Origin of the sequence: Serratia sp. CY38905, from assembly GCF_052168875.1 — a bacterium.
GTDB classification, from domain to species: Bacteria; Pseudomonadota; Gammaproteobacteria; order Enterobacterales; family Enterobacteriaceae; genus Serratia; species Serratia sarumanii.
Genome location: NZ_JBJNLV010000005.1, coordinates 192175 through 211970, shown reverse-complemented (window position 1 = coordinate 211970; position 19796 = coordinate 192175). Strand labels below are relative to the sequence as shown.

The window sequence follows — 19796 nt, the reverse complement described above, 5'->3', positions numbered from 1 at the left end:
GATGGACAGTAAACTTTTAGACTATTACAACCGCGAGCTGGCCTATCTGCGCGAGATGGGCGCCGAGTTCGCCGAACAGTACCCGAAGGTCGCGGGCCGTCTCGGCATGCGCGGCATCGACGTGGCGGATCCTTATATCGAGCGCCTGATGGAGGGCTTCGCCTTCCTCACCTCGCGCGTGCAGCTGAAAATGGACGCCGAGTTCCCGCGCTTTTCTCAGCGCTTGCTGGAGATCATCTACCCCAACTACCTGTCGCCGACACCGTCGATGGCGATCGCCGAACTGCAGCCGGACAGCAGCAAAGGTGACATCAGCAACGGTTTCGTGGTGCCGCGCGGCACCATGATGGACAGCCAGACGCTGAAGAAAAGTGGCATCACCTGCAGCTACGCCACCGCCCATGACGTCACGCTGCAGCCGGTGCGCATCGCCGCCGTCGAGCTGGGCGGCATTCCGGCCGATATCCCGTTGGCCTCGCTGGGGCTGCAGCACAGCGGCTGCGTCAGCGCGCTGCGCATTCGTCTCGAGTGCTACGAAAGCGTGACGCTCAACAACCTGCAGCTGGATCAGCTGATGTTTTACCTGGCCGGGCCGGACATGCAGGCGCAGCAGCTGCTGGAACTGCTGATGCAGCACAGCGTCGGGCTTGTCTGCCAAACGGTGGAGGCGCAGCCACAGCGGCGGGCGCTGGCGCTGGACGGGCTGCGGCAGGAGGGCTTCGCCGCCGATCAGGCGCTGCTGCCCAACGACCTGCGCAACTTCGAAGGCTACCGGCTGCTGCAGGAGTACTTCGCCTTCCCGGCGCGCTTCCAGTTCTTCAGCGTCAACGGCCTGCGCCCGCTGCTGCAGAGCGTGCGCGAAGGGAAAAAGGCGCTGCGCCAGTTCGAAATCGTGGTGCTGCTGGATCGGCACGACGCCGCGCTGGAACGGGTGGTCGACGCCGCCCATTTGGCGCTGCACTGCACGCCGGTGATCAACCTGTTTCCGAAGGTCGCCGAACGCATCGCGATCAACGAAAAAAACCACGAATACCATCTGGTGGTCGACAATATCCGGCCGCTGGATTACGAAGTGTTCTCGGTGCAGCGGCTCGGCGGCAGCGCCAGCGAAAAACGCTACGAGCAAGAGTTTCGGCCGTTTTACAGCACCCTGAGCGCGGACGACGGCAACTATGGCGCCTACTTCTCGCTGCGGCGCGAACAGCGCACGCTGTCGGAGCACGCCCGCCGCTACGGCACCCGCACCGGCTATGCCGGTTCGGAAGTGTTCGTGTCGCTGGTGGACGAGCGGCAATCGCCGTGGCACAGCGATCTGAAATACCTCACCGCCGACGTGCTGTGCACCAGCCGCGACCTGCCGTTGATGTTGCTGCAGCAGGATCAGGGCAACTTCGTGATGCCCGATTCGATCCCGATCAAGCAGGTCTCGCTGCGCAAAGGCCCCACCCCGCCGCGCCCGGCGCTGGCCGAAGGCATGATCACCTGGCGGCTGATCAGCCAACTGCAGCTGAACTACCTCAGCATGATGGACGGCGATCCGGAACAGGGCGCCGCCAGCCTGCGCCAGCTGCTGGGGCTGTACGGCAACCTGAGCGAGCCGGCGATCGCCAAACAGATCCAGGGCGTGCGCCACTGCAACCTGCGGCCGGTCTATCGGCGAGTGCCGGAGCCGGGCCCCATCGTGTTCGCGCGCGGCATCGCCATCGATCTGACGGTCGATGAGCAGGCGTTCTCCGGCAACAGCCCTTATCTGCTCGGCAGCGTGCTGGAGCGCCTGTTCTCGCGCCTGGTGGCGATGAACACCTTCACCGAGATGACGCTCTCCAGCCAGCAGCGCGGCGAAATCGCCCACTGGCAGGCGCGCATGGGCAAAAGGACGCTGATATGAGTGCGGAGATGATTGCCACCGAACTGGCGCCGCCGCAGATCAACGCGCTGTATCGCCTGCCGGACGACTTCTGGCCGCGGCTGCGCAGCGCGCCTTACAAGCACGATCTGTTTCAGCTGCTGCGCCGCATCGACGCCCAGGGCGGCCAGCCTTACCTGCTGGGGCGCGCGCCGCTGCCGCGCCATGAGATGCTGCGCCTGGGCCAGGAGCCGTCGCTGTCGTTCGCGCCCTCCACGCTGGCGCAGGTGGCGCCGCGCGCCAACAGCCCGCTGCACGACGTCTCGATCTTCAGCTTCGGCCTGTTCGGCCCCAACGGGCCGCTGCCGCTGCACCTGACCGAATACGTGCGCGAACGGGTGTACCACCACCAGGACACCAGCCTGCTGGCGTTCACCAACCTGTTCCATCACCGGCTGACGCTGCTGTTTTACCGCGCCTGGGCCGACGCGCAGCCGACGGTGTCGCTGGATCGCCCGGACAACCGGCGCTTCGACGAATACCTGTCGAGCCTGATCGGCATCGGCCAGCCGGCGCAGCAGGAACGCGACAGCATCAACGCCCACGCCAAACATTTTATGGCCGGTCATCTGATTCGCCACAGCCGCGATCCGGAAGGCCTGAGCAAGATTTTGCAGCAGTATTTCAAGGTGCCGGTGCGCATCGTCGAAAACGTGCCGCACTGGCTGCGGGTGGAACCGCGCGAGCAAGCTCGGCTCAAGGCCGGGCGCGGCGCGCCGCGGCTCGGCGAGTCGGCCTTTCTCGGCATCGCGGTGCGCGATATTCAGCACAAATTCCGCATCGAGCTGGGACCGATGCCGCAGCAAGACTATGACCGCTTCCTGCCCGGCGCCGACCTGTGCCGGCAGCTGCGCGACTGGGTGCGCCAATATCTGGGCATCGAGTTCGTCTGGGAAGTGCGCCTGATCCTGGCGAAGGAACAGGCGCACGGCATCCAGCTCGGCGGCGCGCAGCGACTGGGCCTGAGCAGCTGGCTGGCCGACGATCGGCGGCAACGCGATCTCGACGATCTGATCTTCAGCCCTGAACCGCTGGAAAATCCGTTCTGACCCTATTTCGGCCGGCGCCCTGCGGCGCCAGGCCACTCTGAGACCTGAGGAAAACCATGTCTGAAATCAGCCGCTCGGTATTATTTGGCAAACTGGATAGCCTGTTATTCACCTCTCTGGAAAGTGCGACGGCGTTTTGCAAGCTGCGCGGTAACCCCTACGTCGAACTGGCGCACTGGCTGCATCAGCTGATGCAATCGCCGGACGGCGATCTGCAGCAGATCGTCCGCCACTTCGCGCTGGACGAGGCGCAGCTGGCGCGCGATATCGTCGAGGCGCTCGATCGCCTGCCCCGCGGCGCCAGCGCCATCTCCGATCTGTCCGAGCACATCGACAGCGCGGTAGAACGCGCCTGGGTCTATGGCTCATTGAAATTCGGCGCGGCGCGCATCCGCGGCGGCCACCTGCTGCTCGGCATCCTGAAAACCTACAGCCTGCGCCATCTGCTGAAGGCCATTTCCCCGCAGTTCGAGCGCATCAACGCCGATCTGTTGATGGAGCAGTTCGCCGCCATCACCGCTCACTCGGCGGAAAACGCCCAGGATGCGGCGGCTGAAAGCGGCGCCGAGAACGTATCCGGCGCGGCGCGCAGCGGTGAAAGCGTGCTGGCGCAGTATGCCCAGGATCTGACCGCCAGAGCGCGCAACGGCGAGATCGACCCGGTGGCCGGCCGCGATGAGGAGATCCGGCAAATCATCGATATCCTGATGCGCCGCCGCCAGAACAACCCGCTGCTGACCGGCGAGGCCGGCGTCGGGAAAACCGCGGTGGTGGAAGGCCTGGCGCTGCGCATCGTGGCCGGCGACGTGCCGCCGCAGCTGCGCGACGTGAAACTGTGCCTGCTGGACATCGGCATGCTGCAGGCCGGCGCCGGTGTCAAAGGCGAGTTTGAAAAACGGCTGCAGGCGGTGATCGACGAAGTGCAGTCCAGCCCGACGCCGATCATCCTGTTTATCGACGAAATTCACACCCTGATCGGCGCCGGCGGCGCCCAGGGTACCGGCGACGCCGCCAACCTGCTGAAACCGGCGCTGGCGCGCGGCCAGCTGCGCACCCTCGGCGCCACCACCTGGTCGGAATACAAGAAATACATCGAGAAGGATCCGGCGCTCACCCGCCGTTTCCAGGTGGTGCAGGTGCATGAACCGAGCGAAGACAAAGCGCTGCTGATGCTGCGCAGCACCGTCAGCCCGCTGGAGCAACACCACCGCGTGCTGCTGCTGGATGAAGCGGTGGACGCCGCGGTGCGGCTTTCGCATCGTTATATTCCTGCCCGCCAGTTGCCGGACAAGGCGGTGGCGCTGCTGGATACCGCCTGCGCGCGCGTGGCGGTCAGCCAGCATGCCGAGCCTGCTCAGGTCGAAGACTGCCGCCACCGCATCGATGCGCTGCAGATAGAGTTGGATATCGCCCGCCGCGAGGCCAAGGTCGGCATCGGCGATCCCCTGCGCCCGCAGGAGATTGAAGCCCAGCTGACCGCGCTGCGCCAGGAATTGGAACAGCTGACCGACCGCTGGCAGCAGGAGCTGGCGCTGATCCAAGAGATCATCACACTGCGCGCACAGCTGCACCAACAGGAAGCGGAGCCTGCCGACGAAGAGACGCAGGCTGGCCCTGACGCCGACGCGCTGCGAGCCCAGTTGGGCGAACTGCAGCAGCAGTTGAGCGCGCTGCAGGGCGAAGCGCCGCTGATCTTCGCCGCCGTCGACGCCAACATCGTGGCGGCGGTAGTGGCCGACTGGACCGGCATCCCGCTGGGCCGCATGGTGAAAAACGAGATTGAGGCGGTGCTGCAACTCTCCGACACCCTGAACCAGCGCGTGATCGGCCAACGCCATGCGCTGGATCTGATCGCCCGCCGGGTGCGCACTTCGCGGGCGCGGCTGGACGATCCGAACAAGCCGGTCGGGGTGTTCCTGCTGGCCGGGCCGTCCGGCGTCGGCAAGACCGAAACCGCGCTGGCGCTGGCGGAAACCCTGTACGGCGGCGAGCAGAACGTCATCACCATCAACATGAGCGAATTCCAGGAGTCGCACACCGTTTCGACGCTGAAAGGCGCGCCCCCGGGCTATGTCGGCTACGGCGAAGGCGGCGTGCTGACCGAGGCGGTGCGCCGCCGCCCTTACAGCGTGGTGCTGCTGGACGAAATCGAGAAGGCGCACCCGGACGTGCATGAAATCTTCTTCCAGGTGTTCGACAAGGGCTGGATGGAGGACGGCGAAGGCCGCCATATCGATTTCCGCAACACCATCATCATCCTGACCTCCAACGTCGGCACCGATCTGATCGCCGGACTGTGCAGCGATCCGGAACTGCTGCCGGAGCCAGAGGCGCTGAGCGGCGCGCTGCGCCAGCCGCTGCTGTCGGTGTTCCCGGCCGCCTTGCTCGGCCGCCTGCTGGTGGTGCCGTATTACCCGCTGACCGACGCCACGCTGGGCAACATCGTGCGCCTGCAGTTGGGCCGCATCCAGCGTCGCCTGGCGGAGAATCACGACATCGTCTGCACCTTCGACGACGCGGTCATCGAGCAGATCGTCAGCCGCTGCACCGAAGTGGAGTCCGGCGGCCGCATGGTCGACGCCATCCTGACCAACACCCTGCTGCCGCAGATCAGCCACACCCTGCTGACCGGCAGCGCCAACGACCAGCGCTATCGCCAGCTGCATATCGCGCTGCAGAACAACGAATTCATTTGTCAATTTCAGGCATAACGCCGCGGCCGCCGAGACGGCGGCCCTTTGAACACAGAGAGTCATCACTATGTCGGGAACCGGGATAACCAAACCGAATTCGAACAGCCTGCCGAGCGGCTATCGATTCAACGAATTCGAGATCCAGGAAGCGATCGGCGAAGGCGGCTTCGGCATCGTCTACCGCGCCTACGATCACCAACTGGAACGCACCATCGCCATCAAAGAATACATGCCGACCTCGCTGGCGAAACGCAACGACGATCTCAGCATCGGGCTGCGCGGCGAGCGCTTCGGCAAAACCTTCCAGGCCGGGCTGAACAGCTTTATTCAGGAGGCGCGCCTGCTGGCGCGCTTCTCGCACCCCGGCCTGCTGCACGTGCTGCGCTTCTGGGAAGAGAACGGCACCGCCTACATGGGCACCCAGTTTTACAGCGGTACCACGCTGAAGAACCTGCAGGCGCAGCAGCCGGAGAAAATCGACGAGGCGTGGATCCGGCGGCTGCTGCCGCCGCTATTCAGCGCCATCAACACCATCCATCAGGAAGGCTACCTGCACCGCGACATCTCGCTGGATAACATCCAAATCCAGGAGAGCCAGCTGCCGGTACTGCTGGACTTCGGGTCGGCGCGCAAAGAGATCGGCAACCTGTCGGACGAAACGGAAATCATGCTGAAACCGGGTTTCGCGCCGATCGAGCAGTACACCGAGAACAGCGACGGCGAACAGGGGCCCTGGACCGATATTTATGCGCTGGGCGCCGTGCTGCACACGCTGATCGTCGGTTCGCCGCCGCCGGTCAGCGTGGTGCGCAGCATCGAAGACAGCTATCAGCCGCTGGCCGAGCGCCGTCCCGCCGGCTACTCGCCGGAGCTGCTTCGCACCGTCGACCGCGCGCTGGCGCTGAAACCGGAAGACCGCCCGCAGACCATCGATGAAATGGCCGAGCTGTTGCATCTGCCGATCGCCGATGAAAATGAAATCATCAGCACCCCGGCCGCCGCGCCGGAGAACCTGCTGGTGGCCGCCAACCCGGCTGCTGCCGCCGCGGCCGCCGGCGCCGTTACCGCGCGCAGCACCCAATTCTCGCGGCCGATGATGGCCAGCGCCGGCGTCGCGGCGCTGCTGGCGATCGGCGCCGTCGCCTGGCTGAGCGGCGGCGAGGATGATACCCCGGCCGTAGCGCAAAACACCGAGACGTCACCGGCGCAGAAAACCCTGACGGAGCAGCCGAGCGCGCCGCAAATCGCGCCATCTGCGCCGGTGGAACCGCAAAAGGCGGCGCCGCCACCGCAGCCGGTGGCGCTGGTGTACTTCAAACTGCAGCCGGGCGAACAGGTCAGCCTCGACGGCAAGCCGCAGCAGGTGACGCCGGGCGAAAACGGCTTCGCCAGTCTGAATCTGGCGCCGGGTCGTTATCAGCTGGAGATCCGCCACAACGATCGGCTCCGCCGGCAGCAACTCAGCATCGACAACGCCGGCACCTGGCTGGTCAATCCGGCCACCGCCGGTTAATCCCGTTCTGCCCCCCGCCGCGGCGGGGGTTCCCCTTTTTCATGAGACTGACGCACCACTGCCCACCATCATTGGCCGCGCGGCAAGGCCGCTGCAACGTCGGGGTATGCAGGGCACGACGTCAATCACAGAGGATGTTCTCATGTTGGATCGCATTATTGCGCACACGCCGCTGGGCCAGGAGCAGCTGCTGTTCCGCTCGCTGGACGGTATCGAGGCGCTTTCCACCCCTTTCGACTTCTCTATTGAATTGCTGAGCACCGACGCGCGGCTCGATCGCAAAGCGCTGCTCGGCCAACCGCTGACGCTGGAGATCCCGACTCAGGGCTTTCTCAGCGCCCCGCGCTACCTGAATGGCAAGATCACCGCCATCGCCGTCAGCAGCGAAGAGATCGGCGGTACGCGCTACGCGGTGTATAACCTGCACGTACAGCCGGATCTGTGGCCGATGACCAAGGATCGCAACTTCCGCATCTTCCAGGAACAAACGGTGCCGCAGATCGTCAAGACTCTGCTGGCGGAGCACAACGTGCAGTTGGAAGATCAGCTGACCGGCGACTATCGCCTGTGGGGCTACTGCGTGCAGTACAACGAAAGCAGCTTCAACTTCATCAGCCGCCTGATGGAGTTGGAGGGCATCTATTACTATTTCAAACACGAGATGGGCAAACACACGCTGGTGCTCGGGGATGCGCCCCACCACCACCAGCCCTATCCCGGCTACGAGATGATCCCCTACCACCTGACGCCGTCCGGCGGCAGCACCAGCGAGGAAGGCATCAGCCAGTGGACGTTGTCCGATCGCGTCACGCCGGGCATCTACAGCCTGGACGACTACGATTTCCGCAAGCCGAACGCCTGGCTGTTCCAGGCGCGGCAAAACCCGGTCTCGCCGACGCCGGGGCAGATCGACGTCTACGACTGGCCGGGCCGCTACACCGAGCATCAGCAGGGGGAGTTCTACGCCCGCGTGCGCCAGGAAGCCTGGCAGGCCGAGCATCAGCAGATCCGGGGCACCGCCACCGCGATGGGCATCGCTCCCGGCAGCACCTTTACGCTGTATAACGCCCCGCACGCCGACGACAACCGCGAGTACCTGACGCTGCAGGCCAACTACCATCTGAAAGAGAACCGCTACGCCAGCGGCGACGATCAGAGCAGCGAACACCGTATCGACTTCACCGTGCTGCCGGCGGACGTGCCCTGGCACCCGCCGCAGCAGGCCACCTGGCCGAAAACCCACGGGCCGCAGACCGCCCGGGTGGTCGGCCCGGCCGGCGAATCAATCTGGACCGACAAATACGGCCGCATCAAGGTGAAATTCCACTGGGACCGCTTCGGGCCGAAGGACGACGGCAGCTCCTGCTGGGTGCGCGTCTCCAGCGCCTGGGCCGGCCAGGGCTACGGCGGCGTGCAGATCCCGCGCGTCAACGACGAAGTGGTGGTGGACTTTATCAACGGCGATCCGGATCGGCCGATCGTCACCGGGCGCGTTTATAACGAAGCCAGCATGCCGCCGTGGGCGCTGCCGGCCGCCGCCACCCAAATGGGCTTTATGAGCCGTTCCAAGGATGGCACCGCCGACAACGCCAACGCCCTGCGTTTCGAAGACAAGGCCGGCGCCGAACAGGTGTGGATCCAGGCAGAACGCAACATGGACACCCAGGTCAAAAACGATGAGAGCCACAGCATCGCTAACGACCACACCCACCTGGTGGGCGGCAACCAGATCAAACGGGTGGTGCTCAATCAGGCCAGCGGCGTCAAAGGCGAGGCCTCCGCACTGACCGGCAAAACGCGCAGCGACGCCGTGGTCAACGCCTTTACCCTCGGCTCCGGCGAATCGCTGCGGCTGGAGTGCGGCGAAAGCGTGATCGAGCTGCTGGCGAACGGCCAAATCAACATCACCGGCACCAGCTTCAATATCACGGTGAAAGAGGACGGGGAGATCAATACCGGCGGCCAGCTGGATCTCAACCAGCCCGGCGGCGCCGCGCGCACCGCCGCGCCGGGCGGCGGCCATCAGGCGGCGATCCAGAGCGCCGTCGATCAGCTGTTCCCTAAAGAGTAGCCAAGTGGCACGCAGGGAAAGCCGGTTAACGCCGGCTTTCGGGCGGCGGCGCCGGCAAAACCAGCTGCCGCTGTAACCCCTTTTGGCAAGGAGGTGAATGCGCTGGCGGCAAGGTCACCGACGTTTAGCCAAAACAACGGGCTGAAGCTGTCCCGTTCATCGCTTCAGCCTTCCTTATCATCAACGCCCCCTCACCACTTCTTCACCGTCTGGTAAATATCGAGGTCGAAATAGCCGTCGGCTTCGCAGTCGTTGAGATAGTGCTCATAGCTTACCCCCTCAACCGGCTGATAGCCGCTGGCCGGCAACAGCTTCTGGTAGAACTCGCCCCACACCCGCTCGAAGTCGCCATCGCTGATGCGTACGCGATAAACCGCGTACTGCCCGGCGGGCAGCGTCTGCACGGTAACGCCCTCGCTCTCCGCCGGCAGCGCGAAATCGTCCGCCACGCTCATCACCACGTCGGCGCGCAGCTTTTCCGACGCCACTTCCGCCGGATCGTCCCAATACAGCACCAGCCATTTGCCGAACGGCACGCCGTGGCGCTGCCGCCATGCCAGCAGTTGCTGCGAGCCCTGTGGGATCGTCTGCGGATACGGCCCCACGACGCTCACCCCCACCACCTTCTCCGCCGCCTTATCGATAATCCTCACGCTCATCGCCCTTCCCCCTCACATTGTCTCAGACGCCGATTTCGGTGCGCACGTCCAGCAGCTCGGGGAAAAAGGTCAGATCCAACGCCTTTTTCAGGAAGCTGACGCCGCTGGAACCGCCGGTGCCCGACTTAAAGCCGATAATCCGCTCCACCGTTTTCATATGACGGAAGCGCCACAGATGGAAGCTCTCTTCGATATCCACCAGCTTCTCCGCCATTTCATAAGCTTCCCAGTAGGTTTGCGGGTTGTCGTAGATCACTTTGAACGCCGGCAGCAGATCCGGGTTGCGCTGGTAGGGCTGCGTCCAGTCGCGCTCGAGGCACTCCTGCGGGATCGGCAGGCCGTGGCGCGCCAGGTACAGCAAGTATTCGTCGTACAGGCTCGGCGCTTCGAGGATCGCCTTCAGCGCGGCGTGTTTTTCCGCGTCGCTGCTGAACACCGCCAGCATCGCCGCATTCTTGTTGCCGAGCAGGAACTCGATCGAGCGATATTGGTGCGACTGGAAGCCCGACGAGCTGCCCAGCACGTCGCGAAACTCGACGTACTCCGACGGCGTCAGCGTTTCCAGCACCGCCCACTGTTCGAACAACAGTCGCTGGATCTGTTTGACGCGCGCCAGGATTTTGAAACAGTGGCTGAGTTTGTCCTGCTGCACCAGCCGCAGCGCCACCTGCAGCTCGTGCAGCATCAACTTCATCCACAGCTCGGAGGTTTGGTGCTGTATCACGAACAGCATTTCATCATGATGCGGCGGGTTGGAGAGCGGGTGCTGGCAGTCCAGCAGTTGGTCCAGGCACAGGTAGTCGCCGTAGCTCATGCGTTTGGAAAAATCGGTGACAATCGCGCTTTCTAATTCCCGTTTGTTCATCTGTGATCTCCGTTGCGCCCAGCGCCCCATCGGCCTGGAACGTGCCGCAAAGAGAAAACAATAGTACAGAACCCGCCGCCCCGAAGGGCGATAAACGAGAGGTGCTTCGCAGATCTCACTCATCTGCGCCGCCCCTCTCGCCCCGCTTTACCCTATCAGCCCAAACAGGTCGTTGAGCGACTCGCTCATGGTCGGATGGGTGAACAGCTGATCGCGCAGCCGGGTATAGGGCAGCCCGGCGTCCATCGCCGTTTTGACGATGTTGATCATCTCGTGGGCATCGCGGCACAGCAGCGCCACGCCGAGGATCTGGCCGGTCTGCGCATCGACCACCGCCTTCAGCAGGCCGCGCGTGTCGCCCAGCACGCGGGCGCGCGGGATCGCCGCCGCCGGCAGCGTGGCGACCTTAATGTCGCGCCCCTGCTGCCGGGCCTGATCTTCGCTGAGGCCGATACGCGAGAAGCTGGGGGTGATGAACACCGAGTAAGGCACCGCGCCGCGATCGGCCGTGCTGCGTTTACCCGCGCCGAACAGGCTGTCGCGCACAATGCGGAAATCGTCCAGCGAGATATAGGTAAACTGCGGCCCGCCGTTGACGTCCCCCAGCGCCCAAATATGCGGCACGCTGCTGCGCAGCTGCGCGTCCACCCGCACGGCGCCGCGCTCATCCGTCTCAACGCCGGCGCGCGCCAGCTGCAAACCTGCGGTGTTCGGCGCGCGCCCGGCCGCCACCAGCAGCACATCGAACGACTGCACGCCGCCCTGATGCACCACCTCAACGCCCCCTTCCACATCGCGCACCTGCTTCACGCCGGCGTTAAACGTGAAGCAGACCCCGGCGTCGCTCAGGATTTGCTGTATCGCCTGCGCCATATCGCGGTCTTCCCGGCCGAGCAACGCATCCGCCTCTTCGAATACCGTCACGGCGCTGCCGAACTGCGCGAACATCGAAGCGAACTCCAGCCCGATATAACCGCCGCCAATAATGCCCAACCGCGCGGGCCGCTGCGTCAACTGCAGCAGGCCGGTGCTGTCGTAACTCCGCTGCGAGCGATCCAACCCGTCGATCGCCGGCCAGCGGCTGACGGCCCCGGTGTTGATGAAGATGCGCTCGCCGCTCAGCACCTGCGTTCCCGCCGCGCCCTGCACGCTGATGCGATGCGGATCGATAAACTCCGCCCGTCCGTCGATCACCGTAACCTGTTCAAGCCCCGCCAGGTTTTGATAGTTTTTCTCCCGCAGCAGGCCGGTCACCTGCCGCTTGCGCGCCATCGCCTGGCTGAACGCCTGTTCGCCCGGCCCGTGAAGCTCGGCATCGTGCACCAGCGTTTTGGTCGGGATGCAGCCGATGTTGATGCAGGTGCCGCCATACATCTGCGCCGACGCCTCCACCATCGCCACGCGCCATCCCTGCCCGGCCAGAAAGGCCGCCAGCGTTTTGCCGGCCTTGCCAAAACCGATGATAATCGCCTGATAATCGTACATTGTGTCGCCTCGTCTCATGATGTTCATCACCCGGTCAATCAGCGTATTGCGGCCTCAACTAACCGCTCCAGCGGCCTCAGCGCCGCGATCTGTCGTTCGTCGGCCCCGGCGCTCCGCTTCAGACTTTCCGCCGGGTGGTAGCTGACCTGCGTTTTGCCCCGTTCGTCTTGCGCAATCAGTACCCTGAACGGCAGATCCAGCGCCAACGCCGGCCGCGCCAGCATCAGCGGCGTGCCCGCCAGCGGGTTGCCCAGCACCAGCACCGTGGTGGGCGGCATCGCCAGATGATGCTCACGCGCCGCTTTCGCGTGATCGAACTCGGCGAACAGCGTCACGCCCTTCTGCTCGGCCGTGCTGATAATGCGCTGACGCGTTTGCTGATAAGCGTAGGCACTCTCTACCGTTCGGGTTTCTTGCCCCATCGTCCCCTCCGCCACGGCAGAACAGGCCAGCATCATCAGGCTGCCGGCCACGGCCCGGTTCATGACGCTCATGCGACCTTCCCCCGCCACTGTTTCTCGAGCAAACTGCGCGCCGAATCCGCCATGATCATCACCGCGCCCGCCAACATCAGGGTGTCCTTCAGCACCAGGCGCCCGGCGCCGGAGAGATAAGGGAAACCGTGATGCGCATCGCCCAGCGCGGGCACCCAGGCCTCCGGGGTGGTGATCAAAAAGGTCAGCGTCACCAGCGGCGTGCAAAAGGAGAGTATGCCGCCCAATAGCCCCAGCCATTTGGAGAACGGGTTGGCCAGCACCAGCAGCGCGATCGCCACCTCCACCACGCCCAGGCCGTTGGAGAAGCCATAGGTATTGTTGGCCTGCTGCCAGGCGCGGGCGGCGAGGTTCAGTTCGCCTTCGTGCGTCAGGTGAGCCTGATAGTCCTGCGGCATGTCATAGAAAAACGACATCAGCGGGCTGTTGGCGACGAACGGCGTGATGCTGTCCGCTTCGTAAGGGATGAATTTGAGCAGGCCAATCCATAAGAAAACGATGGCGATGCTGAGGCGAATCAGCGTTAATCCCAGCTTGTCGCCCTTGCTCAGAAAGAATAGTATTTTCATTACCGGCTCCATGTCATTGATAACTCATGCATCGCAGCGGCGCCCTCCGCATCGCTGCACTATCGAACCGATCTTAGTGCTTCGCATTACGCCGGCCCATTGCCGAAACAATCAGCTTCTTAGCCAGGAGTCTCAAAATGGATCCGCTCAGCCAACTGTTGATGCTTAACGACATGCGCGGTTATGTGGCGCGCGATTGCCATTTCAGCGGCGAGTGGCGCTCGCCGCATGCCGCCGGAGAGTGGAGTCAGATCCGCTGGCACATGGTGCTGGCGGGCAGCTGTCGGCTGGAGATCCCCGGTGGCCCGCCGGTACCGCTGGAGCAAGGCAGCCTGCTGTTCTTGCCGCACAACTCCGCCCACCGCCTGCTGCCGGAGAGGGCCGACAGCGCCACGCACCTGCTGTGCGGCGTGCAAATCTTGCCGCACAGCGCGTCGCCGCTGCTGGCGAGCCTGCCGGAATGTTTGCTGTTCAACAGCCGCCAACAGGGGCGGCTGGCGCTGCTGCAGGCGACCGGCCAGCTGCTGAGCGATGAGTTCAGCCAACAGGGCCAGGGGCACAACGCCATTGTCAGCCAGACCATGGCGCTGCTGTTCGCGCTGGCGATCCGCGCCTGGCTGGCCCAGCCAAATCAGAGCGGCAATCTGGTCGCCGCGTTGCTGCATCCGCAGTTGGGCAACGTGGTTGAACAGATGCTGCGCCACCCGCAACATCCCTGGACGCTGGTTGAACTGAGCAAACAGGCCCATATGTCGCGCGCCAACTTCGCCCGCGTCTTTCGTCAGGTCACGCAGCAAACGCCGCTGCAGGCCCTTACCGCCATCCGCATGCAGCTGGCGGCCCGGCTGCTGGCGCGCCAGGCGTTGCCGCTGAGCCGTATCGCCGAACAGGCCGGCTATTCGTCGGAGGTGGCGCTGCACAAAGCCTTCACCCGCCACTTCGGCCTGACGCCGGGAAAATTCCGCCAGCAGGCCGTCGATGCGCCGCCGGACGCTTGCCCGATCCCGGCGTAACCTCCCACCCCGCCTTACTGTTTAGTAAACAACTCGGCCACCGCCTGACAACTCTCACAAATGCGCGATCCCATGCGGGTTTCGCCCCGGTTGCGGCTTGCCTGCGCCTGTCTTCCCTTATAGATTGCAGGCTAACGGCAGGCAGCAAGGTATCGGCAAATGGCAAATATTCGAGATGTCGCACGGTTGGCCGGCGTGTCCATCAGCAGCGTGTCGAACCTGCTGAATAACCGCAGCCACCAGATGAGCGCGCAGACCCGTGAGCGCATCGAACAAGCGATGGCGACCCTGGGATACCGGCCGACCCGAACGGCGGCGGCACCCGCGCCGCAGGCGAAGATCATCGGCCTGCTGCTGCCGTCGATCGTCAACCCGAGCTTTTCGGCGCTGGCGCATGCGGTCGACGGTGCGGCGCGGGCTCACCGTTACCGCGTCCTGCTCGGCAACGCCTACCGCCAGGAACAGGAAGAGGCCGCGTTTATCGACGATATGTTCCTGCACGGCGTGCGCGGCATCATCGTGGCGGCGAGCGACATTCGCCAGACTCATTTTGTTCGGGCCGCCGAGAGAGGCATGAAGATTGTCAGCTACGACAGCCCGTTCGCCGAGCCGATGGCCACCGATACCCGGCTGTTCGACAGCGTGTCGATGGACAATATCGCCGCCGGGCGCCTGGCCGCGCAGCACCTGCTCGAACGCGGCTGCCGACACATTGTGTTCGCCACCGAAGCGACGCTGACCGTCGGGCGCAGCCACAAGATCGACGGTTTTCTAAGTGCGCTGGGGCACAGCCTGAGCGAACGCCAACGGGTGATCGAAGGCAAAGCCAACAGCGCCTACGGCGACACGGAAATGTTCGAATTAGGGCTGACGCTGGCGCCGCGCGTGCTCGCGCTGACGCCGCGCCCGGACGGCATCGTGGCGATTAACGATGCGCTGGGCATCGGGCTGATGGTGGGGCTGCGCGCCGCCGGCGTCCAGGTGCCCGCAGACATCTCGGTGATCGGCATCGACAATATCGCGCTGGCCGGCCTGGCCGAACCGGGGCTGACGTCCGTCAGGCCGCCGCTGGCGGAGATGGCGCAGCTGATGGTCGAACGCCTGATCGGCCGCATCAACGATGATGCGCAACCGCCCGGCGAGTTTCTCTTCCCGCCGACGGTCATCAGCCGGCGCTCGGTCAAAGCCGCCGGCTAAATGAAATAACAGCGTCTTCCCCAGGCGATGCGCCGCGGCATCGTCCGGATCGGTGTCAGCCAAAACAAAGGAACAGGCCGTCGGGCTTAAGGGATGCTCGCGCCTCAATGAATCAGCGTCGTGCCGTTATTTAACGTTCAGCTCAGGGTAATGAGCCGGGCCTCTATTATTCCGATTAACCACATTGGAAATATCAAAATGAAAATAAGCAAGCCGCAGGATATTGAACGCAGCGCTATCAGGAAATTGACGCTGCATATTGTCCCCCTCATGATTTTATTGTATTTCCTGGCGTTTCTCGATCGCAATAACATGGCCTACGCCGCCAAAGCGCTGGAAGATAACCTGGGCCTGACCGCCTCGGCCTTCGGCTTCGCCTCCGGGGTTTTCTTTATCGGCTATTTCCTATTTGAAATACCCAGCAACGCCGGCACCATTAAATTCGGCCCGCGCATCTGGTTCGCCAGAATATTAATTTCCTGGGGCATCTTCGCGACCCTGCTCGGCTTTGTGCGCACGCCGCTGGAGCTGTATATCTGCCGTTTTATGCTGGGCGTATGCGAAGCCGGATTCTTTCCCTCGGTAGTGTATTACTTTACGGTGTTCTTTCCGGAAAAATACCGCACCAAAATTCTCGGCATGTTCATCATCGTCCAGCCGCTGTCCAATGCCGTCGGCTCGCCGATTTCCGGCTTTATTCTCAATATTCAGCATGACTGGTTCGGGTTCGCTCCCTGGCAGCTGCTGTTTATCCTCGAAGGGTTGCCGCCGATCGTCATCGGCCTGCTGATCCCGTTCCTGATCAAGAACTCGCCCAAGGACGTCGGCTATCTGAACGTGGAGGAAAAGGCCTGGCTGATGAGCAACGCCGGCCGCTCCAAATCCGGCTCTAAAATCACGCTGGGCGACTTCCTGAAAGGGATTAAAAACAAGAAATACCTGCTCTACGCGCTGCTCAACTTCGGCATGGTGTGCGGCATTTACGGCTTCGGCACCTGGCTGCCGTCGATCATTACCGCCCTCTCCGGCGGCGATATCTTCCGCGTCAGCCTGCTGGCGCTCATTCCCTACGGCCTGGCCGCGCTGCTGGTGTATCCGTGGAGCCTGTGGGCCAGCAAAACCAAAAAGCTCGGCGTATTCGCCGGCCTCAGCATGGTGGTCGCCGCTATCGGCCTGATGGGGGCGGTGACATTTTTTAAATACGATCCGCTCGTCGCGCTGTCGTTCCTGTGCATCGCCGCCATCGGCATCTACACCGCCGTACCGCCGTTTTTATCCATGCCCGCCAATATTTCCACCGGCGCGGCCGCGGCAGCCGGGCTGGCGGTGGTCAGCTGCATCGGCAATATCGGCGGCTTCGTCGCGCCTTATGCGGTGGGCGTGTTGAACGATCTGACCGGCAGCAGCGCGCCGGGGCTGTTTTTCCTGGCCTCGTGCCTGCTGGCCACCGGGTTGATCTGCATTTTCTACTGCGCGAAACAGCGTGAAGGCATCATCAATACTTAACGAACCAATAAGGAGTCAATCATGGGCGATCTTGCGGGCAAAAAGGTGTTTATCACCGGGGCGGAACAGGGCATCGGCCGCGCCACCGCAGAGCGGCTGATCAAGGCCGGTTGCGACATCTATTTTCACTATCACAGCGACGAAAGCGGCCCCAAAGCGCTGGTGGCACTGGCCCATTCATTGGGGCAAAAGGCCGCTTACGGCTACGCCGATCTCATCGATAGCGACGAAACGCTGCGCTGCGTTTCGGCCGGCGCCGAGTTTCTCGGCGGCATCGACATTCTGGTCAATAACGTCGGCGGCATCGTCGGGCGCAAATGGCTGGGCGAGATCGACCGCGCCTTCTGGCAAACCGTGATCGACGTGAACATGACCACCATGCTGAACGTCACGCAAAGCGCGCTGCCGTTCCTGAAGGCGGCAAATGGCGCCAGCATCGTCAACCTGGCGTCGCAGGCGGGTCGCGCCGGCGGGCACTCTGGCTCGCTGGTCTATTCCGCCACCAAGGGTGCGGTGCTCACCTGGACGCGCTCGCTGGCGGCAGAGCTGGGTGAATACGGCATCCGGGTGAACGCGGTGGCGCCCGGCCTGATCCTCGGCACCCGCTTCCATAATCGCCACACCACCCAGGCATCGGCGGAGGAAACCGTTCGCGCCATCCCGCTGGGCCGTGCAGGCACGCCCGACGACGTGGCGCGCGCCATCACCTTCCTGGCGGCGGAATACGATGGCTTCATCTCCGGCGCCACCCTCGACATCAACGGCGGCATCTACCGCATGTAGTTCAACCGCGGGCGGCATGGCTGCCGCCCCCTCATTCAGGAATCGCTTTATGATCAAATCCGCCATCACCCACCCGCCGCTGCTCGCCGCGCTGGCGCAATGCGGGCATAAAACCCAGGTACTGATCGCCGACGGCAACTACGCCTGCGTGACGCACGCGCCGAAAGACGCCACCGTGGTCTATCTGAACCTGGCGCCCGGCACGCTCGCCGCCCCGCCGATCCTGGAAAAACTGCTGGCCTGCATCAACGTGGAAAGCGCGGCGCTGATGGCCTGCCCGCCGGACTTCACCAACACCATCGAAGCCGAATACCGGCAGCTGCTGCCGGCGCAGTGCCCGGTCGAACACCTGCCGCGCGAGGCGTTTTACGCCGCGGTCAAATCGGATCGGACGCTGCTGGTGATCGCCTCCGGCGAGCAGCGCCGCTTCGCCAACCTGCTGCTGACGGTGGCGCCGGGGGGGTGAAAAAGGGACTTGTCGATAGGATAAAAAGAGGGGGCTCCCCCCCTCTTGCGGTTACAGATCCACAATCAGTTTTTCCAGTTCTCCTGCAAGAGCCGCATCAATATAGCTGGTAGCCCAGCCAAACAGATAAGCGAATGCAAAAATGCCCACCGTCGACGACACCAGCGTCGGCGCGAAAAACGCGGCGATAGCGGAGAGCGTGTAGCCTGCCCCGATGGACAACCCGAGTGCCTCAAGCTGATTACGGAACGCTTTCCAACTGCCGGTAGAGAAACCTTCGATCGCGGCGTTTGTCAGGTCCGCCCCTTTAATCGCCCAATCCACGCCGGTAAACGCCTTGCCCAATACCCGCGCATTGCGGGCATACTGTTCCGCATCGATCTTTTTCAACCAGGCGACAATCGCCGCTTTATCCTGCGCCTTGAGCTTTTTGTTCAAGCCCTTCGTCAATTGCTCGTAGGTTTTTTCCGCATCCTGCACATTGCGGATATATCTGCCTTGAATTCCTGCCTCCAAATCCTTGGCGAGCTTGGCGTATTTCGCGCCGAGCTTTTCCGCGATATCTTTATTGATGCCGGCGGCCAGGCTGACGCCATCCTTGATCGCTTTTAATTCCGCATTTTGATATTCGACGAACTCCTTAACGATATTTTTTACCGAGCCTGGAGATTTCACCGGCTTACCATTGGCATATTTCACCTCCATGCCATTCAGGTTATCCCCTCTCACCACGGCGATAAACGCGGGCCGGTTCTTATTGGCCTTATAGTAGAGACTGTAGGTCGCCATTCCGGCTTGCTTTTCCACCTTCAAATGATGAAAGCCGAAATAACTCCCGGTCGTGCGGGCCGTCGAGAACTCACCGCTTTTGCCGTTACCATGCCAGCCGTTGACGGGCCGATCGCGGTGTGAGTCTGTCACGAAACTGCCTAACGAGGAGGCGCCGATCTGCCCGGCGTTCAGGCCATTATTACCACCTTTACCGGGGGTTGAGGTCTTGCGCGCATGGCCGGTTTCGATATCCCCGATCGCCACCATTCCTCCCTTGGCGTTGACTCCCATCACCAGTCCACCCAGGCCAATGTGCTTAGCCTGATCGGCCGTCAGACCGGTGGCAGAAAGGCTCAGCGTGCCGGACGGGCTGACGCTTTCAATACGCAATTGTGCATCCGGGTTGATTCTGCGCGCCGCCTTGATCACCGCCGCCAGCTTCATGCGCAACGCCGGATCGTTTTGGATCGCCACTATCTGTTGCTGTTCCGGGCTGTTGCCAACACTGGCGCCGCCGCGATCGCCGGAATGGCCCTTATCACCGCCCCCAGGTTCTGGGCCCGTACCACGTTCAGAACTCCAGTTAGTTCCATCCCCTTTACCGCCATAATTAAATCCAGGCATATGCTTAATCCTTATTTCTTTATTATCAACATGCCGAGAAATACGCACGACGTAATTCTCGGCAAACCAATTTTTAACTGCCCGTCCGTTATAGAAATTCACAGCAACAAGAACAATGCATGGTGGCTGTGT

The 19796-nt window shown here is 63.0% G+C and carries 16 protein-coding genes; 10 read left to right on the top strand and 6 right to left on the bottom strand.

Translation table 11 applies throughout. The features are described 5' to 3' along the window. Nucleotide 1: 1 nt before the first annotated feature. The 5 genes from tssF (at nt 2) to ACJ8MK_RS13925 (ending at nt 9232) form a co-directional block, all read left to right on the top strand. On the top strand, nt 2-1888 hold the full coding sequence (gene tssF / locus ACJ8MK_RS13945) for a type VI secretion system baseplate subunit TssF (protein ID WP_039565447.1): 1887 nt from the start codon (nt 2-4) through the stop codon (nt 1886-1888). Then, a complete protein-coding gene (tssG, locus tag ACJ8MK_RS13940) occupies nt 1885-2955 on the top strand; it encodes a type VI secretion system baseplate subunit TssG (protein ID WP_033653611.1) in 1071 nt (356 codons plus the stop codon). The genes tssF and tssG overlap by 4 nt, the downstream gene beginning before the upstream one ends. A gap of 56 nt (nt 2956-3011) precedes the next feature. Continuing rightward, the gene (tssH, locus tag ACJ8MK_RS13935) at nt 3012-5666 is read left to right on the top strand and encodes a type VI secretion system ATPase TssH (RefSeq protein ID WP_151265350.1); all 2655 of its coding nucleotides are present in this window, start codon (nt 3012-3014) and stop codon (nt 5664-5666) included. Nucleotides 5667-5715: 49 nt separating this feature from the next. Beyond that, a complete protein-coding gene (locus ACJ8MK_RS13930; RefSeq protein WP_049194633.1) occupies nt 5716-7161 on the top strand; it encodes a serine/threonine protein kinase in 1446 nt (481 codons plus the stop codon). 142 nt (nt 7162-7303) lie between these two features. Beyond that, on the top strand, nt 7304-9232 hold the full coding sequence (locus ACJ8MK_RS13925) for a type VI secretion system Vgr family protein (RefSeq protein WP_033653607.1): 1929 nt from the start codon (nt 7304-7306) through the stop codon (nt 9230-9232). 191 nt (nt 9233-9423) lie between these two features. Here the strand turns inward: ACJ8MK_RS13925 and sbmC are convergent, their stop codons facing one another. The 5 genes from sbmC to rclC all read right to left on the bottom strand — a co-directional run bounded on the left by sbmC (nt 9424) and on the right by rclC (nt 13304). After that, the gene (sbmC, locus tag ACJ8MK_RS13920) at nt 9424-9891 is read right to left on the bottom strand and encodes a DNA gyrase inhibitor SbmC (RefSeq protein WP_442517834.1); all 468 of its coding nucleotides are present in this window, start codon (nt 9889-9891) and stop codon (nt 9424-9426) included. Between the two features lie 22 nt (nt 9892-9913). Next, nucleotides 9914-10756, bottom strand: a complete 843-nt coding sequence (gene kynA / locus ACJ8MK_RS13915) for a tryptophan 2,3-dioxygenase (RefSeq protein WP_442517833.1) — start codon at nt 10754-10756, stop codon at nt 9914-9916. 147 nt (nt 10757-10903) lie between these two features. Further along, nucleotides 10904-12241 (bottom strand): reactive chlorine resistance oxidoreductase RclA, encoded by a 1338-nt coding sequence (rclA, locus tag ACJ8MK_RS13910; RefSeq protein ID WP_442517832.1) that lies wholly within the window; start codon nt 12239-12241, stop codon nt 10904-10906. A gap of 38 nt (nt 12242-12279) precedes the next feature. Then, the gene (locus tag ACJ8MK_RS13905; protein WP_223915833.1) at nt 12280-12696 is read right to left on the bottom strand and encodes a DUF302 domain-containing protein; all 417 of its coding nucleotides are present in this window, start codon (nt 12694-12696) and stop codon (nt 12280-12282) included. Between the two features lie 35 nt (nt 12697-12731). Then, nucleotides 12732-13304 (bottom strand): reactive chlorine resistance membrane protein RclC, encoded by a 573-nt coding sequence (rclC, locus tag ACJ8MK_RS13900; protein ID WP_086556934.1) that lies wholly within the window; start codon nt 13302-13304, stop codon nt 12732-12734. 137 nt (nt 13305-13441) lie between these two features. Here rclC and ACJ8MK_RS13895 point away from each other — a divergent pair, with 137 nt between their 5' ends. From ACJ8MK_RS13895 to ACJ8MK_RS13875, 5 genes are all read left to right on the top strand, one after another. Further along, complete coding sequence (locus ACJ8MK_RS13895; protein WP_442517831.1) at nt 13442-14317, top strand: cupin domain-containing protein; 876 nt, start codon at nt 13442-13444, stop codon at nt 14315-14317. A 159-nt stretch (nt 14318-14476) separates the two neighbouring features. Then, nucleotides 14477-15514 (top strand): LacI family DNA-binding transcriptional regulator, encoded by a 1038-nt coding sequence (locus ACJ8MK_RS13890; RefSeq protein ID WP_442517830.1) that lies wholly within the window; start codon nt 14477-14479, stop codon nt 15512-15514. A 270-nt stretch (nt 15515-15784) separates the two neighbouring features. Next, nucleotides 15785-17020: an MFS transporter gene (locus ACJ8MK_RS13885; protein ID WP_192839572.1), complete on the top strand. Its 1236-nt coding sequence runs from the start codon at nt 15785-15787 to the stop codon at nt 17018-17020. 21 nt (nt 17021-17041) lie between these two features. Next, nucleotides 17042-17803, top strand: a complete 762-nt coding sequence (locus tag ACJ8MK_RS13880; RefSeq protein WP_049196301.1) for an SDR family NAD(P)-dependent oxidoreductase — start codon at nt 17042-17044, stop codon at nt 17801-17803. 49 nt (nt 17804-17852) lie between these two features. Continuing rightward, nucleotides 17853-18269, top strand: a complete 417-nt coding sequence (locus tag ACJ8MK_RS13875) for an RbsD/FucU domain-containing protein (RefSeq protein ID WP_041035686.1) — start codon at nt 17853-17855, stop codon at nt 18267-18269. 51 nt (nt 18270-18320) lie between these two features. Here the strand turns inward: ACJ8MK_RS13875 and ACJ8MK_RS13870 are convergent, their stop codons facing one another. After that, nucleotides 18321-19664 carry a colicin-like pore-forming protein gene (locus ACJ8MK_RS13870; RefSeq protein ID WP_161724711.1) on the bottom strand — a complete coding sequence of 448 codons (1344 nt, stop codon included), beginning with the start codon at nt 19662-19664 and terminating at the stop codon, nt 18321-18323. Nucleotides 19665-19796 lie beyond the last annotated feature (132 nt).

Coding starts and splice junctions, on each gene's coding strand:
- tssF (WP_039565447.1), top strand. CDS start 2: ATGGACAGTAAACTTTTAGACTATTACAACCGCGAGCTGGCCTATCTG.
- tssG (WP_033653611.1), top strand. CDS start 1,885: ATGAGTGCGGAGATGATTGCCACCGAACTGGCGCCGCCGCAGATCAAC.
- tssH (WP_151265350.1), top strand. CDS start 3,012: ATGTCTGAAATCAGCCGCTCGGTATTATTTGGCAAACTGGATAGCCTG.
- ACJ8MK_RS13930 (WP_049194633.1), top strand. CDS start 5,716: ATGTCGGGAACCGGGATAACCAAACCGAATTCGAACAGCCTGCCGAGC.
- ACJ8MK_RS13925 (WP_033653607.1), top strand. CDS start 7,304: ATGTTGGATCGCATTATTGCGCACACGCCGCTGGGCCAGGAGCAGCTG.
- sbmC (WP_442517834.1), bottom strand. CDS start 9,891: ATGAGCGTGAGGATTATCGATAAGGCGGCGGAGAAGGTGGTGGGGGTG.
- kynA (WP_442517833.1), bottom strand. CDS start 10,756: ATGAACAAACGGGAATTAGAAAGCGCGATTGTCACCGATTTTTCCAAA.
- rclA (WP_442517832.1), bottom strand. CDS start 12,241: ATGTACGATTATCAGGCGATTATCATCGGTTTTGGCAAGGCCGGCAAA.
- ACJ8MK_RS13905 (WP_223915833.1), bottom strand. CDS start 12,696: ATGCTGGCCTGTTCTGCCGTGGCGGAGGGGACGATGGGGCAAGAAACC.
- rclC (WP_086556934.1), bottom strand. CDS start 13,304: ATGAAAATACTATTCTTTCTGAGCAAGGGCGACAAGCTGGGATTAACG.
- ACJ8MK_RS13895 (WP_442517831.1), top strand. CDS start 13,442: ATGGATCCGCTCAGCCAACTGTTGATGCTTAACGACATGCGCGGTTAT.
- ACJ8MK_RS13890 (WP_442517830.1), top strand. CDS start 14,477: ATGGCAAATATTCGAGATGTCGCACGGTTGGCCGGCGTGTCCATCAGC.
- ACJ8MK_RS13885 (WP_192839572.1), top strand. CDS start 15,785: ATGATTTTATTGTATTTCCTGGCGTTTCTCGATCGCAATAACATGGCC.
- ACJ8MK_RS13880 (WP_049196301.1), top strand. CDS start 17,042: ATGGGCGATCTTGCGGGCAAAAAGGTGTTTATCACCGGGGCGGAACAG.
- ACJ8MK_RS13875 (WP_041035686.1), top strand. CDS start 17,853: ATGATCAAATCCGCCATCACCCACCCGCCGCTGCTCGCCGCGCTGGCG.
- ACJ8MK_RS13870 (WP_161724711.1), bottom strand. CDS start 19,664: ATGCCTGGATTTAATTATGGCGGTAAAGGGGATGGAACTAACTGGAGT.